Origin of the sequence: Streptomyces sp. NPDC090083 (genome assembly GCF_044747445.1) — a bacterium.
Lineage (GTDB): Bacteria > Actinomycetota > Actinomycetes > Streptomycetales > Streptomycetaceae > Streptomyces.
In genome coordinates this window covers 96,303-114,089 of sequence record NZ_JBIVED010000017.1, presented here as the reverse complement: position 1 = coordinate 114,089, position 17,787 = coordinate 96,303, and the positions used below count along the sequence as shown (strand labels likewise).

The 17,787-nt window shown below is 66.6% G+C and carries 11 protein-coding genes, 1 tRNA gene and 1 pseudogene; 9 read left to right on the top strand and 4 right to left on the bottom strand.

Annotated elements, in window-relative coordinates; translation table 11 throughout:
- Positions 1-3,591: an NB-ARC domain-containing protein gene (locus ACIPTO_RS40030; RefSeq protein ID WP_401200331.1), complete on the top strand. Its 3,591-nt coding sequence runs from the start codon at positions 1-3 to the stop codon at positions 3,589-3,591.
- A 526-nt stretch (positions 3,592-4,117) separates the two neighbouring features.
- Here the strand turns inward: ACIPTO_RS40030 and ACIPTO_RS40025 are convergent.
- Both ACIPTO_RS40025 and ACIPTO_RS40020 read right to left on the bottom strand, forming a co-directional pair.
- A complete protein-coding gene (locus tag ACIPTO_RS40025) occupies positions 4,118-4,573 on the bottom strand; it encodes a HEPN domain-containing protein (protein WP_401200329.1) in 456 nt (151 codons plus the stop codon).
- A 79-nt stretch (positions 4,574-4,652) separates the two neighbouring features.
- Entirely contained in the window at positions 4,653-5,780 is a 1,128-nt protein-coding gene (locus tag ACIPTO_RS40020) for a DUF262 domain-containing protein (protein WP_401200198.1), read from the bottom strand.
- A 211-nt stretch (positions 5,781-5,991) separates the two neighbouring features.
- Between ACIPTO_RS40020 and ACIPTO_RS40015 the strand changes: the two are divergent.
- Positions 5,992-6,765: pseudogene (locus ACIPTO_RS40015) on the top strand (tyrosine-type recombinase/integrase); the annotation flags it as partial.
- Between the two features lie 70 nt (positions 6,766-6,835).
- On the opposite strand, the gene ACIPTO_RS40010 reads toward ACIPTO_RS40015, so the two are convergent.
- Both ACIPTO_RS40010 and ACIPTO_RS40005 read right to left on the bottom strand, forming a co-directional pair.
- Positions 6,836-7,540, bottom strand: coding sequence for a hypothetical protein (locus ACIPTO_RS40010; protein ID WP_401200195.1), 705 nt, complete (start codon positions 7,538-7,540; stop codon positions 6,836-6,838).
- 497 nt (positions 7,541-8,037) lie between these two features.
- Positions 8,038-8,109, bottom strand: a tRNA-Arg gene (locus ACIPTO_RS40005).
- A 176-nt stretch (positions 8,110-8,285) separates the two neighbouring features.
- Between ACIPTO_RS40005 and ACIPTO_RS40000 the strand changes: the two genes are divergently transcribed.
- The 7 genes from ACIPTO_RS40000 (at position 8,286) to rho (ending at position 17,708) form a co-directional block, all read left to right on the top strand.
- Complete coding sequence (locus ACIPTO_RS40000; RefSeq protein ID WP_401200192.1) at positions 8,286-8,825, top strand: response regulator; 540 nt, start codon at positions 8,286-8,288, stop codon at positions 8,823-8,825.
- A 123-nt stretch (positions 8,826-8,948) separates the two neighbouring features.
- Positions 8,949-10,076, top strand: a complete 1,128-nt coding sequence (gene nrtL, locus ACIPTO_RS39995) for an ArgS-related anticodon-binding protein NrtL (protein WP_401200189.1) — start codon at positions 8,949-8,951, stop codon at positions 10,074-10,076.
- A 55-nt stretch (positions 10,077-10,131) separates the two neighbouring features.
- Positions 10,132-11,523, top strand: a complete 1,392-nt coding sequence (gene lysA, locus ACIPTO_RS39990; protein WP_401200186.1) for a diaminopimelate decarboxylase — start codon at positions 10,132-10,134, stop codon at positions 11,521-11,523.
- Positions 11,524-11,678: 155 nt separating this feature from the next.
- Complete coding sequence (locus ACIPTO_RS39985; protein ID WP_366325354.1) at positions 11,679-12,971, top strand: homoserine dehydrogenase; 1,293 nt, start codon at positions 11,679-11,681, stop codon at positions 12,969-12,971.
- Between the two features lie 6 nt (positions 12,972-12,977).
- The gene (thrC, locus tag ACIPTO_RS39980; RefSeq protein WP_366325352.1) at positions 12,978-14,036 is read left to right on the top strand and encodes a threonine synthase; all 1,059 of its coding nucleotides are present in this window, start codon (positions 12,978-12,980) and stop codon (positions 14,034-14,036) included.
- 279 nt (positions 14,037-14,315) lie between these two features.
- Positions 14,316-15,245, top strand: a complete 930-nt coding sequence (gene thrB, locus ACIPTO_RS39975; RefSeq protein WP_266772578.1) for a homoserine kinase — start codon at positions 14,316-14,318, stop codon at positions 15,243-15,245.
- Between the two features lie 402 nt (positions 15,246-15,647).
- Positions 15,648-17,708 (top strand): transcription termination factor Rho, encoded by a 2,061-nt coding sequence (gene rho / locus ACIPTO_RS39970; RefSeq protein ID WP_401200181.1) that lies wholly within the window; start codon positions 15,648-15,650, stop codon positions 17,706-17,708.
- Positions 17,709-17,787: the final 79 nt, after the last annotated feature.

Sequence of the window (17,787 nt, the reverse complement as noted above, 5' to 3'; positions counted from 1 at the left end):
ATGGACGGCGGTCGGGTGGCCGCGCGCGGTTTCCAGTATCAGTACCTTCGTACCTTGGAAGCTCTACTGGCGGCCTTGGACCGCGCCGACGTCGAGGGGTGCAGAATCGAGGGCCCTGTCCCGGGCACTACGGCTGATGCTGTCGATGTCGTCGACTTTGATCTGGTCGACCGGGCGGGCGAATGTCTGCTGGCTGCCCAGGTGAAGAGTGCTGCTCCTGGCCGAGGAGTCAGCGCGCCGGAGGCATTCGCCGTGCTGGTCGAGATGGTCATCAAGTGTGACGCTGCGGCGTACGAGTTGATCACAGCTGCGGTGCCGGACGCCAAATGCCGTTCGCTTGCCGCGATCCTGATGGCCCGCAACCAGGATCCGGACGAACTCCGCAACCACCTAACTGAGTTACTGGCCATGGCTCCGAAGGCTCGTGCGCGATTGCAGGCACTGTCTGCGGAAGAGGTTCAGCGTCTGAGCCGGTGCCGGATCGTCTTCGACGTACGAGAAGAGACCGTCTTACGCAGCGACCTGCACGACCAGCTACGTCAACGGCGTACCCGGCACCTGGCTGGCCTCGGCGAGCGGTCTGCTGGATTGGTCTTGGGATATCTGACGGCTGAGGTCCTGCGACGGGCTGCGACCCCGCAAGAGGCCTTCTGGAGCATCGCGGATTTCGCGCAGGCGGTCTTGGTGGAAGACGACGTCCTGATCCGCGCGCTGGGTCGCAAGGATTGGGGTGTGATCTACGGAACTGTCGCACCCATACCGGACATTGTCCGCCCAGCGCTCCTTGCGAAGATCACCGCCGCTCTGACGACGGCGAGCAATTCTCCGAGCGGAGTGCAGGTCTGTGTGATCACCGGACTGTCTGGCATCGGAAAGTCGAGCACAGCAGCGGCCTACATCGCGGAGCACGCGGACAGGTACGACCTCATCTTTTGGGTAGACGCCTCCACGGCCGAATCCCTTTCAGCGTCCTTCCGGTGCCTATGTGGGCACCTGCGAGTGCTGCCCGATGATTGGCATTCTGCGCGCAACGTGGACTACCTTCGGGAACAGGTGCACGAACTGCTCAGCGCGCTGCCCGGGCGTTGGCTGATTGTGTTCGATGACGCCTTCGCCGACATGGTTGCGGCTTGGATTCCCCGCCTCGGCTGTGGGGATGTACTGATCACATCCATCGACGATGCCGGATGGACGTGGGCAGGGCATCGAGTAGCAATGGACAGAATGAGCACTGACCTGGCATGCGAGCTGATGACACGTCGGCTCGCTATAACAGGCAGTGACGCCGAACGCCACAGGGGAGCTCTGGTCTCTCTGGCAGAAGCCCTCGAAGGGTGGCCTCTTGCGATGGAACTGGCCTGCGGCTATCTCCGGAGCTGCGGCATCCCCATCGACCGGATCGACCAATATCGCCAGACGCTGCTGACACGAGCGTTGGAAGATCGCTTCTCCGTACCGCACGGCTACCCGCGCACCCTAGTCGCTGCGGTAGACGTAAGCATGACCCGGCTGGTCCACCTTCTAGCGGGACACCAACTATTGTCCTGGCAAGTGCGAGAAGTCCTTGGCTACCTGACGAACTTCGCCCCGCAACGCATTCCCATCCATCTGGCCGTAGTCAGCGCCTTCTTCGCCCCGGAAGACGTCCCGTCGACCCCGTTGCCCACGGCCGTCGATGAGGAGGACTTGCCAATTCGGGAGATTTTCCGCGCCCTGGTGAAGGTATCGTTCGTCCGCTATGCGGAGCCCCTGCCACCGCTGTCCAGCAATTCCCTGGTCGGCATCGACGACACCGTCTCGATGAATGCCGTTCTCCAGCAGATCCTCCGCCAGTACTACGAACACGCGCCAGGCAGCAAAGAAACGCTCTCCCGCTCTGCATTCCACACCGACCGCTGGCTGTACGTCTCCATGGAGGTCGGGCATGCCGACCGGAGCTGGGAATTGGCCCAGCACGCGGCCGCCCTTGCAGCGCACGCCCGCCGCAGGGACGTTAAGGACAACCACACAGCCGTTCTGCTCGGGAACCTTGCGGGATTCAAAAAACTCGAGGGAGAGGTCCGCGAAGCCATAGAGCTGCTGAGACTTGAGCTGGCCTGGCTGGACGAGATCGAAGCAGCGAATGAGCTCCTGCAGACTCAGACACGGATTCAATTGGCCCACGCCCATCAGATCGCGGAGCTGCCCGGAGAATCCAATCAGGCAGTTCAGCTGCTCACCCCTGTGCTCAATTATATCGAGCGCATTTGCCGGGACGAATCTGCACGGAATGCCGCCGCAGTGCTCACGGCAGAGGCTGCAGCAATCCTGGAAGAGTTACTGCGTCGACATGCACATGATGAGAATCTCGTGCGCCTGTACCGCGCCTTTACCGCTCTGAGTGGCAGGCTCCCCATGCCCTCCAAGGTCACCGAGATGGCGCAGGCACGGAATGTTGGACGCCTCTTCGAAGAGGGCAACGCCGAGGCAGCAGAACGCGCAGCGCGGGAGGCGCTGGCATCCTACGGCGGAATCTGGACAGGCAACTCTGCTGAAGTACAGCGGTTCCTGATTGAAGCCCTGGCTGCTCAAAGACGCTGGCAAGAGGCCGAGGCGGAGTTCGAGAGCTTCCTCGCCCATACTGGACCTCGTTCCTTGCACCGCTTCTCGGAACAGATGCTCGTGCACAACGTGGGCCTGGCCTGCGCGCTTGCCTGGGTTGTAGCGGAAGACGAGGCAGCGGCGGTACTGTTGAACCGAATCGTCAGCGAGATCGACGTGGATGCTCTCGCCAAGCAAGTGCCGCTCATCGAGCACACCCGCTATACGCTACTCAAGGCCGTGGCAGCGGCCACCCGCAACGACACGTCAGCCTTCGAGACATTGATGCAGGAGCTCGGTGCGCACCCGCTCGACAAGGAGACGGACGAGGAAGCCCCTTGGGAGGACCTTCTCCACCGCTTCATCCATCGGGTGCGTTACGTCGCGAGCACGACCTTCCATAAGAATCACCAGGAGCTCGGCGAGCAACTGTTGAAGGCTCTGCCCCCAGGTTGGCATCAGGATCCCGATGTGGCCCGCATCCTGAAACGGGCTGACGTAGACGTCCGGCTGGCTCTGAGCTCCGAGCCGCCCTTTGACACCCTCGGCTTCAATGCTCTTCCAGCGCCCGGCGCAGTCGGCCAAGACAGAGCGGTTGCCCTGGCCATCATGGAGCCCACACATATGTTGGCCGTTGGCACCCCCGACGGACTCGGTCTGGAGCTGCAAGTCCATCGAGTCTGCAACTCCGGGCTCCGATTGGTGGTCCTCGAAGCCTTCTCTGTCCCTACCCCGGCCGACTGGCAACTGCGGTATCACCGAGGCCAGCTCACCCTGAAGGACTCGGCTGGCGCCATACGTGCCAGCGCCCGCATCAAACCACCACAGGAGTGGATCGCCGCCGCGGACAGACTCCGCCGAGTCCTGGTGCTTTATGGATTCGGCTTCGACCTCGACAACCCGGCCCGGCGGAACGAAGCCTTCGGTAGTCACCAGGCCTTCTACAACCGTCTCCACTCCGCTGCAGCCCGTCGTCTCCTCGCCGCCGGCCTGGTGCCATGGAATCCCTGACAATCTCGGCCGGTGGCCTCTTCTCACGGCCGGCCGCCTACCCGAGTGCCGACCAAACCGCTTCATCCGAGCTGGACTGGCTTGGCGCGGAGCCATACCGCCTTTGCTGCGCCACACGACCTGGCTGCGCGCTGGTCTCCCAGTAGTTGCGGTGGTCCGTCGCGGCTGCAACTCGCGAGGGAATCCATCACCGCTACGCGGGCGCCATTGACGACGGCGGAGCCGAGAACTTCTGTTTGTGGACGCCCGCAACTGGGACCACAGGAAACCCTCATTGACCGCTGCTGCTCCTGACATTGGCACGAACCTCAGCCGACGAAAGTCAGCCACGACGGCGGGTGCACTGGCCAAGCACGCACGCGTATGCCTCGCTGTACCCCCACTGGCCCCAGCCACGCTAATAGCTTGTGTCGTCGGTTAGAGCAATCGGCGACGGTCGGTTTGTGACGAGGCGCGCGAGTCCCTCAGTTCTGGAAGCTGGCACGAACCTGATCAGTCGACAGCCAGCTCGCTCGCCTTGGCCACGCTACCGGTCCTTCTTAGTACGATTCGGGCCGTTTGCAGGGTTAAACGCATCGAGGAACCATGCGGCCACTTCTAGAGTGCACTCGTACAGAGCCAGCGCCTTCGTTCCCGTCAGCCCTTCATTGAGGCCATGTGCGATCTTGTGGCGTCGGTTCACTAGCAGTGAAATCTCGCGATATAGCCGCTGGTCATCCTGATCCAGCAAACTGCGCAGTTCATCTTCGAACGCTCCGCCGAAACGGCCAGCCAAATCGAGCATGTTTTCCGGAGACGGGTTCCTGGTCCTGGATATCCAGGTTTGCGCGTATGCCCGAAGAGGACCACCTGATTTAGCGTCCACATATGAACGAACTGATTCGTACACGACCTGTTCTAGATATCCACAGGTCCGAACTACGAAGAATCTGACGATCCAGATTCTCTCATCGTCCGTACTTGTGCTGGGTGGGTTTCTCACCCAATCTGCCACGGCATCAATGGATTGACTGAGAGCCTTCACCGTTCTGGGTGGCCACGAAGACGACAACTCCCACTCCTTATATCTGCGAGAATTGTCGTGTTGCCATTTCAATGCGCTTCCGGACGTACTCTTCAGTGGCTGTTGATCCTGCGATGGTGGCGATAGCTTCCTTATTGACCGTGAAAGCTCGTACGGCCTCTGTCACGGAAACTTCTGAAGGCAGAGACTCTGAGTCAATTCGCCGCATTAGGCCGACGTAGAGTGCTTCAGTGAGGGCAGCATTAACCTGTGAGCTCTGGAAGCGAAGTGCAGACTTGCCAGGCCCCCGCCACAGAAGATCGGAGCATTTGGCAAAAAGTGCGGAAACCTTATCCTTATCGAGGCCCTCTAGATTTCGGTGAGTGCCGAGGAACTCGTTCAAGAACTTCTTCTGGGGCCGGAAGTACTCGGATGCGGAGTAATAGAGGGCGATGATTCGCAGGATCAACTCTTGGTCACGGAGGCGCAAGGACTTTGTACCATAGAGACTTCGCCATACAGATGACCTGTTCAGCTCCTCCAGGAAGTCAACGAATTGGCCTGGGTAAAGGGCGATTCTAATCTCGTGTGGCGTCAGTTGTGTCCCGCCTGAATTCAGGCGCTCGAAGACTTGATAAATGGACTCAAGGGATTCATTGGTGCCGTCGGTCTTTACGATCGTGGCTTGAATGAACGTGTTATCCAGTTGGCGCCTTTGCTCGGGGCTAAGCGTTCGGTAGCTCAACCCCTTGAACTCGTCCGCCACGTTCTCTAGCGTGAACTCTTTTCCGGCATGTACGCCCTGGTAAAACGCGCCGAGTGTTCGGAGTCGCTGTTGTCCGTCTAGGACCAGGTAACGCCGGTCAACCTGCTGGACGAGCATGATCCCTGGAATTGGGTACCCCATGAGGAGGGATTCAATAAACCGGTCCATCTGCGGGCGGCGCCAGACGAATCCCCTCTGAAATCCAGCTACTTCCAGAGAGGGGTCGCCGTGCCCAAAGGTTGGGATGGTGATGTCGCCCCGTTCCAGCCGGCGTACCAATCCCTCGACGTCGAAGTCTGTACCTGTGTAGGTCACAGGCTCGGCTTCGGGTTCAGCACTGGAGAGGTCTTCGACCTCCTCGGGCGTCAACCTTTCATCTTCCACCTCTGAGCTGGATGGGTTCACGTTGTCGTCCGTCATGATCCCAAGATAGGGCAATTGTTGGGCGCTGACCTAGAAGCTGTCCGAGGCCAGTGCTCGCACCGTTCGGCTGTGAAGGACGGCCCAAGGAACCTGTGATGTATCGCCAGCACCCGTGCGGCCCGGCCCCCGGCCGGGCTGGAGCGGGGCGGAGACAGGAGCGCAGGCCCGGCCGGGGGCCGGGCCGCACGCGGGGAGCGGAGCGAGCCGCCTTGAATACGCAGTAGAGTTGGAACATTTGCAGTCCAACCCGCGGGTGCGGCGTAAGCGGGGCAAGCGTGCGGTGCAGGAGGTTGACCGTCGGGTGGTGGTTAATCCTCGGCAGGCTCGGGAACTGCTGACTGCGCTCACGTACGTGGGCGGGTACGACCGAGCGAGCGGCCGGCGGCTGAAGGCGTTCTTCGGGTGCCTGTACTACGCGGCCATGCGGCCGGGCGAGGCGCTGGGACTTCGCCGCTCCGACTGCACGCTTCCGGCGTCCGGATGGGGGCGTATCGATCTGGCGGAGACCCGTCCCACGGCTGGAAAGGCGTGGACGGACTCGGGGGAGGCACACGATCGGCGCGGCCTGAAGCAACGGGCCCACGGTGAGGTGCGCATCGTGCCGATACCGCCTCCGTTGGTGAAGCTGCTCCGAGAGCACTTGAAGGAGTTCGGTACGGCGAAGGACGGTCGGCTGTTCTCCAGCGAGCGGGGCAACGTAATCGCGGCCTCGTCGTACTCCCGGGTGTGGAAGCAGGCTCGGGAGCTGGCGCTCGTCCCGCACCAGGTGTCTTCGGTGCTCGCCTTCCGTCCGTACGACCTCCGCCACGCGGGCGTCTCTCAGTGGCTCAACTCCGGCGTACCCGCTCCGGAAGTGGCGGCTCGTGCCGGTCACTCGGTCGACGTCCTGCTGAAGATCTACGCCAAGTGCATCGACGGCCAGGAGCAGGAAATGAACGATCGGATCTTGAAGGGCCTGGGAGAGGGGGACGACACCGACTGACTGACACAGTCCACACGCCCCTCACACGAGCCCCGGAGAGATCCGGGGCTTCGTCGTGTCGGAGGCGCTGCTACGGGCCCCGCTCCTCAGGAACTGCCGGCAAACCGGCAGCTCCGGTCAAGGTGGCAGGCTCCAGAAGTCCCGCCACTACGGCCTGGATGATGACGTCGTTGGCTATCCGCTCGCTGCCTACTCCGGCGATGTAGAGCCGGAAAGACACGACCAACAGGAGTGCCCACCAAGGGGAGTAGAGCCAGCCGAGTGTGGCTGCCAGACCTATGAGGGCGTACGCGACGTTCTTCCGGAACTCTGCCTCGCCCACGGCTCGGTCGTACTCGTTGAACAAGTCGTAGTTGGCGATAAGGAGTTTGATACGAAGCTGCCTGGTCTCGCCGAGCACATCACGTGCGACAAGGTTGACCAAACCACGCTCGCCCTGCTCACGCCGAGGATCTCTGATCTCATTCGGATTCGGTACAGGTACTCGCCCTTGCGCTTGCAGGAAGTTGACCAGGTCATCGAACGCGAGCTTCGACACGCGAGGCGTGAGAGCCATCTGAATGTTCCTCAGTCGCGCCGTCTTCCGTGCTTCCTGCACGTTCACCGTGGCGACTCGGACCATCAACATGGCGCCGATGAGGTATGCGGCGAAGGCTGCGGACGCCAGCAATGTGGCGGGGCCCATCAAGCCGCCGAGGCGGTACAACGACGCCCACACCCCATGTGCTTGCTCCCGGGTCGGCACTCGATCTTCCACGATCAGCCAGAGCGTCAAGAGCCAGATGCACCCCGCCGACAGTGGTGCCCGGACGTCACGAAGGCCAGGCAGTAGGTTTCGCCAGCATCTCTCCTCCTTGATCCAACGTGCTGGCCGTGTGGGACAGCAGGGCCTTGGCGGAATCCTGAGCGGCCGAGCCCTAGAGGCATGCGGACAGCGGTGGGTTGCGTTGGCTGCTCGTCTGCATCCGGGATCTCGTACTGCGGAACCTCACATGTAGCCAGCGTGAAGGCTGGTGACGGGCCGCGTGGCCACATGCCCGGGATCTTCACTTGACTGCTGTCAGACGGAGAGACTCGGCCGCCTGCGTAGAGACTGGACAAGAAGGCGGCAAACGGCCGATGGCCTGCTGGAAAGGCCGTCAAGATCATTACGTCGTTATTACGTGATCACTGGCAAACGGCTGCTTTCGGCGGCGCCTGGCTGCACATACGCGAAGACCCCGTCTTCAGCTAACTCGCTGATGGCGGGGTCTTAGGCACACTTGCACAGTGTGCCCCCGGCAGGATTCGAACCTGCGCACACGGCTCCGGAGGCCGTTGCTCTATCCCCTGAGCTACGGGGGCGTGTCCGTCGCGGTGATCGCGGCGACGGGTAGAACCCTACCAGCTACTTGTGGGTGTCCATGAACAGGTTTCTCGGTGGTGAGGAAGGTGGTCAGGGAGGCGTGGTGGGGCGCTCGCAGGGGGTGGAAGTGGGGAAAACCCGGACGCGGTGGCCGGTCCCGACCTACTCTCGAGTTGTGCCAGGCGCGTCGGGTCGGGTGCTTGTTGTGGACGACAACAAGGTCATCCGGCAGTTGATCAGGGTCAATCTCGAGCTGGAGGGCCTCGAGGTCGTGACCGCGGCCGATGGTGCCGAGTGTCTGGACGTCATCCATCAAGTGCGGCCCGATGTCGTCACCCTGGATGTCGTCATGCCTCGGCTGGACGGGTTGCGGACCGCCGCTCGGCTGCGCAGCGACCCCCGTACGCGCGATCTGCCCCTCGCCATCGTCAGCGCCTGTACCCAGTACGAGGTGGACAGCGGGCTCGACGTCGGCGTCGACGCGTTTCTCGCCAAGCCCTTCGAACCTGCCGAACTCATCAGTCTTGTACGGCAGTTGATCGAGCGGGGGCGGCGGGAGCCGCAGGAGTCGCAGGGCCCGCGTGATCCGGCCGGCGGTCACTCCGGCGGCCACCTCGACGGGCTCTCCATCGGCGGTGCCCTCGGCGCCGGCGCGGGCGTCAGTGAAGGGGAGCGGGCCGGGCGTAGCGGGCGGGGTGGGTGCAGCGGCGGCTGAGTCGGCTGCCTCTCCTCCCTTTACCTCTTCCCTTTACCTCCGTCACATCTCCCGCGTCCACATCCCGGACCTTCGGACAAACCGGCTGGCCTACCCACCCCCCTCCTCCCATACGCTTGTCCCGTGACCCCCGTCGAGCTCTCCCGTACCGTGCTGTGCGCGGTGCGTCGTGCTGTTGAGGACGGGGAGCTGCGCGTGGCCGTGCCGGAGAAGGTCTCGGTGACCACGCCGGGGGCCGGTGGGTGGGGGGACTACGCCACCAACGTCGCCCTCCAGCTCGCCCGGCCCGCCGGGGAGACCCCCCGCCGTGTCGCCGAGGTGCTGCGGCCGCATCTCGCCGGCGCCCATGGCGTCAGCGGTGTCGAGATCACCGGGCCCGGGTTCCTCAACATCAGTCTCGGGAGTACGGCGTCCACCGCCCTCGTCGAGGAGATCCTGCGGCGCGGACCCCGTTACGGGTTCGCCGATCAAGCCGCCCGCACCCCCCACCCCGTCGGCCAACCCCGCCACCTGCACGCCCCCCACGACCCTCGCGCCCTCGTCCTCATGGACGTCACCGCCCGTCTCCTCCGCTCCCAGGGCATCTCCGTCCGCACCAGCTGCGAGACCCGGCCCGATCCCGAGTGGACCGCGGCCCTCCGCGTCGAGGTCGACGCGTACGGCACCCCGGCGGCACCGGTTCCTCTCGACGTCAACGTGCGACCCGTGCCTGCTCCCGACCTCGCCGGACTCCTCTCCCTCGGCCCCGACGCCGCCCGCTGGGCCCTGCTGCACGCCGCCGCCCACGACCGGCCCCGGCCGACTGCCGACCTCCTCGTACAGGGTGAGGGCAACCCCCTCTTCCGGGTCCGTTACGCCTACGCCCGCACCCGGGCCGTCAGCCGTAACGCCGCCGACCTCGGCTTCGCCGCCCGACCCGGCGACGTACAAGAAGACGTACGAGAAGGCACACAAAGGGACGGCGCCCCAACCGCCCCACCCCCCGCGCACACCCCACCCCTCCTCGCCCACCTCGCCGACCACCCCCGCCTCCTCGCCCGCGCGGCGGCCCACCGTGCGCCCGATCTGCTCGCCCGGCATCTGGTCGTCGTGGCCGACGCGGTGCTTCCGGTTCTTTCGGCCGTGCTTCCGCTCGGGGACGAGAAACCCTTGGCCGCCCACCGTGCCCGGCTCGCGCTCGCCGAAGCCGCCGGGGCGGTGCTTGCCGGTGGCCTCTCCCTGCTCGGCATCGACGCACCCGAACACCTCTGAGCGCCACGAAGTCATCCACGATCTGCGCGCCAGGAAGAGACAGAAGAGACACGCCATGAGCCGTTCCGCACACCCCGCCGGTCCCCGTCACGCCGATGTCCTGCCCGAGGGGCACTACTCCGGCCCGGCCGCCGACCTCAACGAACTCGACCCCAAGGTGTGGGCGCAGACCGTCGGGCGGGACGCCGACGGTGTCGTCACCGTCGGCGGTGTCGACGTGAAGACGCTCGCGGAGCGGCACGGCACTCCGGCCTACGTGCTCGACGAGACGGACTTCCGGGAGCGGGCCCGTGCCTGGCGCACCGCCTTCGGGCAGGACGCCGACGTCTTCTACGCCGGCAAGGCCTTCCTCTCGCGGGCCGTCGTGCGGTGGCTGCACGAGGAGGGGCTGAATCTCGACGTGTGTTCCGGTGGTGAACTCGCCACCGCGCTGTCTGCGGGCATGCCCGCAGACCGCATCGCCTTTCACGGCAACAACAAGTCCGTGAGCGAGATCACGCGGGCCGTCGAGGCCGGCGTAGGGCGGATCGTGCTCGACTCCTTCCAGGAGATCGTGCGCGTCGCCCATATCGCGCAGTCCCTCGGGAAGCGGCAGCCGGTGCAGATCCGGATCACCGTGGGCGTGGAGGCGCACACGCACGAATTCATCGCCACGGCCCATGAGGACCAGAAGTTCGGGATTCCGCTGGCCGGGGGACAGGCCGCCGAAGCCGTCCGGCGTGCGCTGCAGCTCGACGGGCTGGAGCTGATCGGCATTCACTCGCACATCGGGTCGCAGATCTTCGACATGTCCGGGTTCGAGGTCGCGGCCCACCGGGTGGTCGGGCTGCTGAAGGCCGTCCGCGACGAGCACGGCGTCGAGCTGCCGGAGATCGACCTCGGCGGCGGCCTCGGCATCGCCTACACCAGCGACGACGATCCCCGCGAGCCGCACGAGATCGCCAAGGCGCTCACCGAGATCGTCACCCGCGAGTGCGACTCCGCGAAGCTGCGGACCCCGCGGATCTCCGTGGAGCCGGGGCGCGCCATCGTCGGGCCGACGGCGTTCACGCTCTACGAGGTCGGCACCATCAAGCCCCTCGACGGGCTCCGCACCTATGTGTCGGTCGACGGAGGGATGTCCGACAACATCAGGACCGCGCTCTACGACGCCGAGTACAGCGTCGCGCTGGTGTCCCGCCGCTCCGACGCCGAGCCCATGCTCGCGCGGGTCGTCGGCAAGCACTGCGAGAGCGGGGACATCGTGGTCAAGGACGCGTTCCTGCCGGGGGACCTGGCGCCGGGTGACCTCATCGCCGTACCGGCGACGGGTGCGTACTGCCGTTCCATGGCGAGCAATTACAACCATGTGCTCCGGCCGCCGGTGGTCGCCGTGAAGGATGGGGAGTCGCGGGTCGTCGTCCGCCGGGAGACGGAGGAGGACCTGCTCCGTCTCGACGTCGGCTGAGCTGGCCGGAGGAAAGACAAGGGGTGTGGAAGATCTTCGGTCTTCCACTTCTCTGGAAATGAAATCGATGTCTCACGATCCGGACCATGGACAGAAACTCCCGTCCGGTGAGTGAGACTGGTCCAACCGATGACGGTATGAGGAAACGAGGTCGGATGATGCGTACGCGTCCGCTGAAGGTGGCGCTGCTGGGCTGTGGAGTGGTCGGCTCAGAGGTGGCGCGCATCATGACGACGCACGCCGACGACCTCGCCGCCCGGATCGGGGCTCCCGTCGAGCTCGCCGGCGTGGCGGTACGGCGGCCCTCCAAGGTCCGCGAAGGCATCGACCCCGCCCTCGTCACCACCGACGCGACCGCCCTCGTCGAGCGCGGGGACATCGACGTCGTGGTGGAGGTCATCGGCGGCATCGAGCCCGCCCGCTCCCTCATCACCTCCGCCTTCGAGCACGGCGCCTCCGTCGTCTCCGCCAACAAGGCGCTGCTCGCCCAGGACGGGGCCGCGCTGCACGCCGCCGCCGAGCAGCACGGCAAGGACCTCTACTACGAGGCCGCCGTCGCCGGTGCGATCCCGCTGATCCGGCCGCTGCGCGAGTCCCTCGCCGGTGACAAGGTCAACCGGGTGCTCGGGATCGTCAACGGGACGACCAACTTCATCCTCGACAAGATGGACAGCACGGGCGCCGGGTATCAGGAAGCCCTCGACGAGGCCACCGCCCTCGGGTACGCCGAGGCCGACCCGACCGCCGACGTCGAGGGCTTCGACGCCGCCGCCAAGGCCGCCATCCTCGCCGGAATCGCCTTCCACACGCGGGTGCGCCTCGACGACGTCTACCGCGAGGGCATGACCGAGGTCACCGCCGCCGACTTCGCCTCCGCGAGGAACATGGGCTGCACCATCAAGCTGCTGGCCATCTGCGAGCGGGCCGAGGACGGCGGGTCCGTCACCGCGCGCGTGCACCCCGCCATGATTCCGCTGAGCCATCCGCTGGCCTCCGTGCGCGGCGCGTACAACGCCGTGTTCGTCGAGTCCGACGCCTCCGGACAGCTCATGTTCTACGGCCCCGGAGCGGGCGGCGCCCCCACCGCCTCCGCCGTGCTTGGCGACCTCGTCGCCGTGTGCCGCAACCGGCTCAACTCGACCACCGGGCCCGGCGAGTCGGCGTACGCCGCGCTTCCCGTGTCGGGCATGGGCGCGGTCGTCACGCGGTACCACATCAGCCTCGACGTCGCCGACAAACCGGGTGTTCTCGCACAGGTCGCCACCGTGTTCGCCGAGCACGGTGTCTCGATCGATACGGTTCGGCAGCAGGGGAAGGACGGCGAGGCCTCTCTCGTCGTCGTCACGCACCGCGCGTCCGACGCCGCCCTCACCGGGACCGTCGAGGCGTTGCGCAAGCTCGACACCGTGCGGGGTGTCGCCAGCATCATGCGGGTTGAAGGAGAGTAACCAGCAATGACCCACCAGTGGCGCGGAATCATCGAGGAGTACCGGGACCGGCTCCCGGTGTCCGACAGCACGCCGGTCGTCTCCCTCCGCGAGGGCGGCACGCCCCTCGTGCCCGCGCAGGTGCTCTCCGAGCGCACCGGCTGCGAGGTCCACCTCAAGGTGGAGGGCGCCAACCCCACCGGGTCCTTCAAGGACCGCGGTATGACCATGGCCATCACCCGGGCCAAGGAGGAGGGCGCGCAGGCCGTCATCTGCGCCTCCACCGGCAACACGTCGGCCTCCGCCGCCGCCTACGCCGTGCGCGCCGGGATGGTCTGTGCCGTCCTCGTGCCGCAGGGCAAGATCGCGCTCGGCAAGATGGGCCAGGCCCTCGTGCACGGCGCGAAGATCCTCCAGGTCGACGGGAACTTCGACGACTGCCTCACCCTCGCCCGCCAGCTGAGCGACAACTACCCTGTGGCGCTGGTGAATTCGGTCAACCCGGTGCGCATCGAGGGCCAGAAGACGGCCGCCTTCGAGATCGTCGACATGCTCGGCGACGCGCCCGACATCCACGTCCTGCCGGTGGGCAACGCGGGCAACATCACCGCGTACTGGAAGGGCTACAAGGAGTACGCCGGTGACGGCGTCGCCGCGAGGACCCCGCGCATGTGGGGCTTCCAGGCCTCCGGCTCCGCGCCCATCGTGCGCGGCGAGGTCGTCAAGGACCCGTCGACGATCGCCACCGCGATCCGTATCGGCAATCCGGCCTCCTGGCAGTTCGCGCTGGACGCGCGGGACGAGTCCGGCGGGTTCATCGACGAGGTGACGGACCGTGAGATCCTGCGCGCCTACCGGCTGTTGGCCGCTCAGGAGGGCGTGTTCGTCGAGCCCGCCTCCGCCGCCTCCGTCGCCGGTCTGCTGAAGGCGGCCGAGCAGGGCAAGGTCGACCCGGGCCAGCGGATCGTCTGCACGGTCACCGGAAACGGCCTCAAGGACCCCGACTGGGCCGTCGCCGGCGCCCCGCAGCCCGTCACCGTCCCGGTCGACGCGGCCACCGCCGCCGTGCGCCTCGGCCTGGCGTAACCCCGCAGGACCCTGCGCGGACCCCGCACGGCAGGGAGATCCCTTCCGGGGGTGCACAGGGGGCTTACGACACGCATCGTGCGCCTCCTGTGCGCCCTATGTCGCCACGGAACCTTCCTTCGATAGGCTGTACCGAACCCGCCCGCCGCATATGCCTGCGCGCATGGCTCGGCACCGCGCCGTCTCCACGGCCCGAGGGTCTCCACGTACCTATCGGATGTCATCGAACTTCATCGAATGTCTTCGACAACCACGCAGCTCAAGGAGAGTCATCGAGCGATGGCCGGTCCAGCCTTCCGCGCCGCCGCCGTCCGGGTGCGCGTCCCCGCCACCAGCGCCAACCTCGGCCCGGGCTTCGACGCCTTCGGCCTCTCGCTGGGGCTCTACGACGACGTCGTCGTCCGTGTCGCCGACTCCGGGCTGCTCATCGACATCGCGGGCGAGGGCAGCGAGACCCTCCCGCGCGACGAGAACCACCTCCTCGTACGAGCCCTCCGCACCGCCTTCGACCTGCTCGGCGGACAGCCGCGCGGCCTAGAGATCGTCTGCGCCAACCGCATTCCGCACGGCCGCGGCCTGGGCTCCTCCTCCGCCGCCATCTGCGCGGGCATCGTCGCCGCGCGTGCCGTGACCATAGGCGGGGACTCCCGGCTCGACGACACGGCCCTGCTGGAGCTCGCCACCGAGATCGAGGGCCACCCCGACAATGTCGCGGCCTGTCTGCTGGGCGGATTCACGCTCTCCTGGATGGACGGCGGAGCCGCGCGGGCGATCAGGATGGACCCCGCGGATTCCATCGTTCCGGTGGTTTTCGTGCCCGGAAAACCGGTGCTCACCGAGACCGCGCGCGGCCTGCTCCCGCGCAGCGTCCCGCATGTCGACGCCGCCGCGAACGCGGGCCGTGCCGCACTGCTCGTCGAGGCCCTCACCCGGCGTCCCGAGCTGCTGCTGCCCGCCACCGAGGACCGCCTGCACCAGGAGTACCGCGCCCCGGCGATGCCCGAGAGCGCCGCGCTCGTGGACCGCTTGAGGGCGGACGGAGTTCCGGCCGTCATCTCCGGCGCGGGGCCCACGGTGCTGGCACTCGTCGACGCCGACAACGCCGACAAGGTGTCCCACCTGGCCGGCGAGGGCTGGGCCGCCAACCGGTTGGATCTCGACGCACAGGGCGCCTGCGTACTTCCGCTCGCGGCCCCCAGCGCGCATTGACTACATACCGTCGCCGGATTTCGAGAGGGGGAATGTTTGTTGGATCCGGTAGTGTTAATCTCAAGTCTGCACCCGACCCCACCATGGCGAGGTGCTTGTTGTCCCCGTCCGGGACAGACATTCTTCCGGGAGCCTCCCACGCCGCACCGTGTTCCGTACGGGCACTGAGCGGTTCGCCGGGCACGCTCCGGAGGCCGGGCACGTTCCGGAATCGGTGCGACCAAGCCACGTGACACAGACACTCGGTGCCACGGTTTTCGGAAGCGCCGTCACCACATATTTCTTCCGCCGCTTTGGCGGACCACCGCCCCGGCACGGTTCACACAGCAAGAACCGAAGCCGGACAGCACAACCGGTCGCCGAGCCAGACAGGCCGACGTCCGCTCCAGGGAAGGACCCTTCGTGAGCGACACCACCGATCTGATGGGCGCACGTGTCGAGGAGACCGCTGCCGCGCCCGCCACGGACGCCTCCGCGCCTGCCACCGGTGCCGGCTCCCGGCGGCGCCGCGGTACCGGCCTCGACGGCATGGTGCTGGCCGAGCTGCAGCAGGTCGCAACCGGCCTCGGCATCAGGGGCACCGCGCGGATGCGCAAGAGCCAGCTGATCGAGGTCATCAAGGACGCGCAGGCGGGCGGGGGTGCTCCGGCCAAGGCCGAGACCGCCACCGAGACCAAGCCGAAGCGCCGCGCCACCTCCAAGACCCGTACGGGCGACGAGGCGGTCGCCCCGGCCGAGCAGAAGGCCGAGAAGGTCGCCACCGAGAAGGCCGTGGCCCAGCAGCAGATCGACATCCCCGGCCAGCCCGCTGGGGGCCCCTCCCGCGCGAGCGAGACCGAGCGCGGGGGAGACGACGCCCCGGTGGAGCGCCGTCGTCGCCGTGCGACCGCCGAGGCCGGCAGCCCGGAGACGGTCGCCGCCGAGGCGAAGAGCGAGCCGAAGGCCGAGACGCCCGCCGCCGCGCAGGGCGAGGCCAGGGGCGACGCGGGTGACGACGGCCGTCAGGGCCGCCGGGACCGTCGCGACCGCGACCGCGGTGGCCGTCAGGACCGTGACCGCGGCGACCGCCGCAAGGGCGACGAGCAGCAGGGCGGCGGCCAGCAGCAGGGCGGCGGACGCCAGGACCGGCAGGACCGTCAGCAGCAGGGCCAGCAGCAGAGCGGTGGCCGCCAGGACCGGCAGCAGCGCGACAACGGCCCCCAGGACGACGACGACTTCGAGGGTGGTCGTCGCGGCCGGCGCGGCCGGTACCGCGACCGCCGGGGCCGTCGTGGACGCGACGAGTTCGGCGGCGCCGCGGGTGAGCCGCAGGTCGCCGACGACGATGTGCTGATCCCCGTCGCGGGCATCCTCGACATCCTCGACAACTACGCGTTCATCCGGACCTCCGGCTACCTGCCGGGCCCGAACGACGTGTACGTCTCCCTCGCCCAGGTCCGCAAGAACGGCCTGCGCAAGGGCGACCACGTCACCGGCGCGGTCCGGCAGCCGAAGGAGGGCGAGCGCCGCGAGAAGTTCAACGCGCTCGTGCGCCTCGACTCCGTCAACGGCATGGCGCCCGAACACGGCCGCGGCCGACCGGAGTTCAACAAGCTGACGCCGCTGTACCCGCAGGACCGGCTCCGTCTGGAGACCGACCCCGGGGTGCTGACGACCCGCATCATCGACCTCGTCGCGCCCATCGGAAAGGGCCAGCGCGGTCTGATCGTGGCCCCGCCGAAGACCGGCAAGACCATGATCATGCAGGCCATCGCCAACGCGATCACGCACAACAATCCCGAGTGCCACCTGATGGTCGTCCTGGTCGACGAGCGTCCGGAAGAGGTCACCGACATGCAGCGGTCGGTGAAGGGCGAGGTCATCTCCTCGACCTTCGACCGCCCCGCCGAGGACCACACCACGGTCGCCGAGCTCGCCATCGAGCGTGCTAAGCGGCTGGTGGAGCTGGGTCACGACGTCGTCGTGCTGCTCGACTCCATCACGCGTCTGGGCCGTGCCTACAACCTCGCCGCCCCCGCCTCCGGCCGCATCCTCTCCGGTGGTGTCGACTCCACGGCGCTGTACCCGCCCAAGCGCTTCTTCGGTGCCGCGCGCAACATCGAGGACGGCGGCTCGCTGACCATCCTCGCCACCGCGCTCGTCGACACCGGCTCGCGCATGGACGAGGTCATCTTCGAGGAGTTCAAGGGCACCGGCAACGCCGAGCTCAAGCTCGACCGGAAGCTCGCCGACAAGCGCATCTTCCCCGCGGTGGACGTCGACGCGTCCGGTACCCGTAAGGAAGAAATCCTGCTCGGCAGCGACGAGTTGGCCATCACGTGGAAGCTGCGCCGGGTGCTGCACGCGCTCGACCAGCAGCAGGCGATCGAGCTGCTGCTCGACAAGATGAAGCAGACGAAGTCGAACGCCGAGTTCCTGCTCCAGATCCAGAAGACGACGCCTACTCCCGGCAACGGTGACTAGTCGTTCCGCCGGCTGAGCCTCACGCCGACGGCTGTCGCAGTCCCGCGCCCCTGAAGGGGTGCTGAAGGGCCGCCCCCTT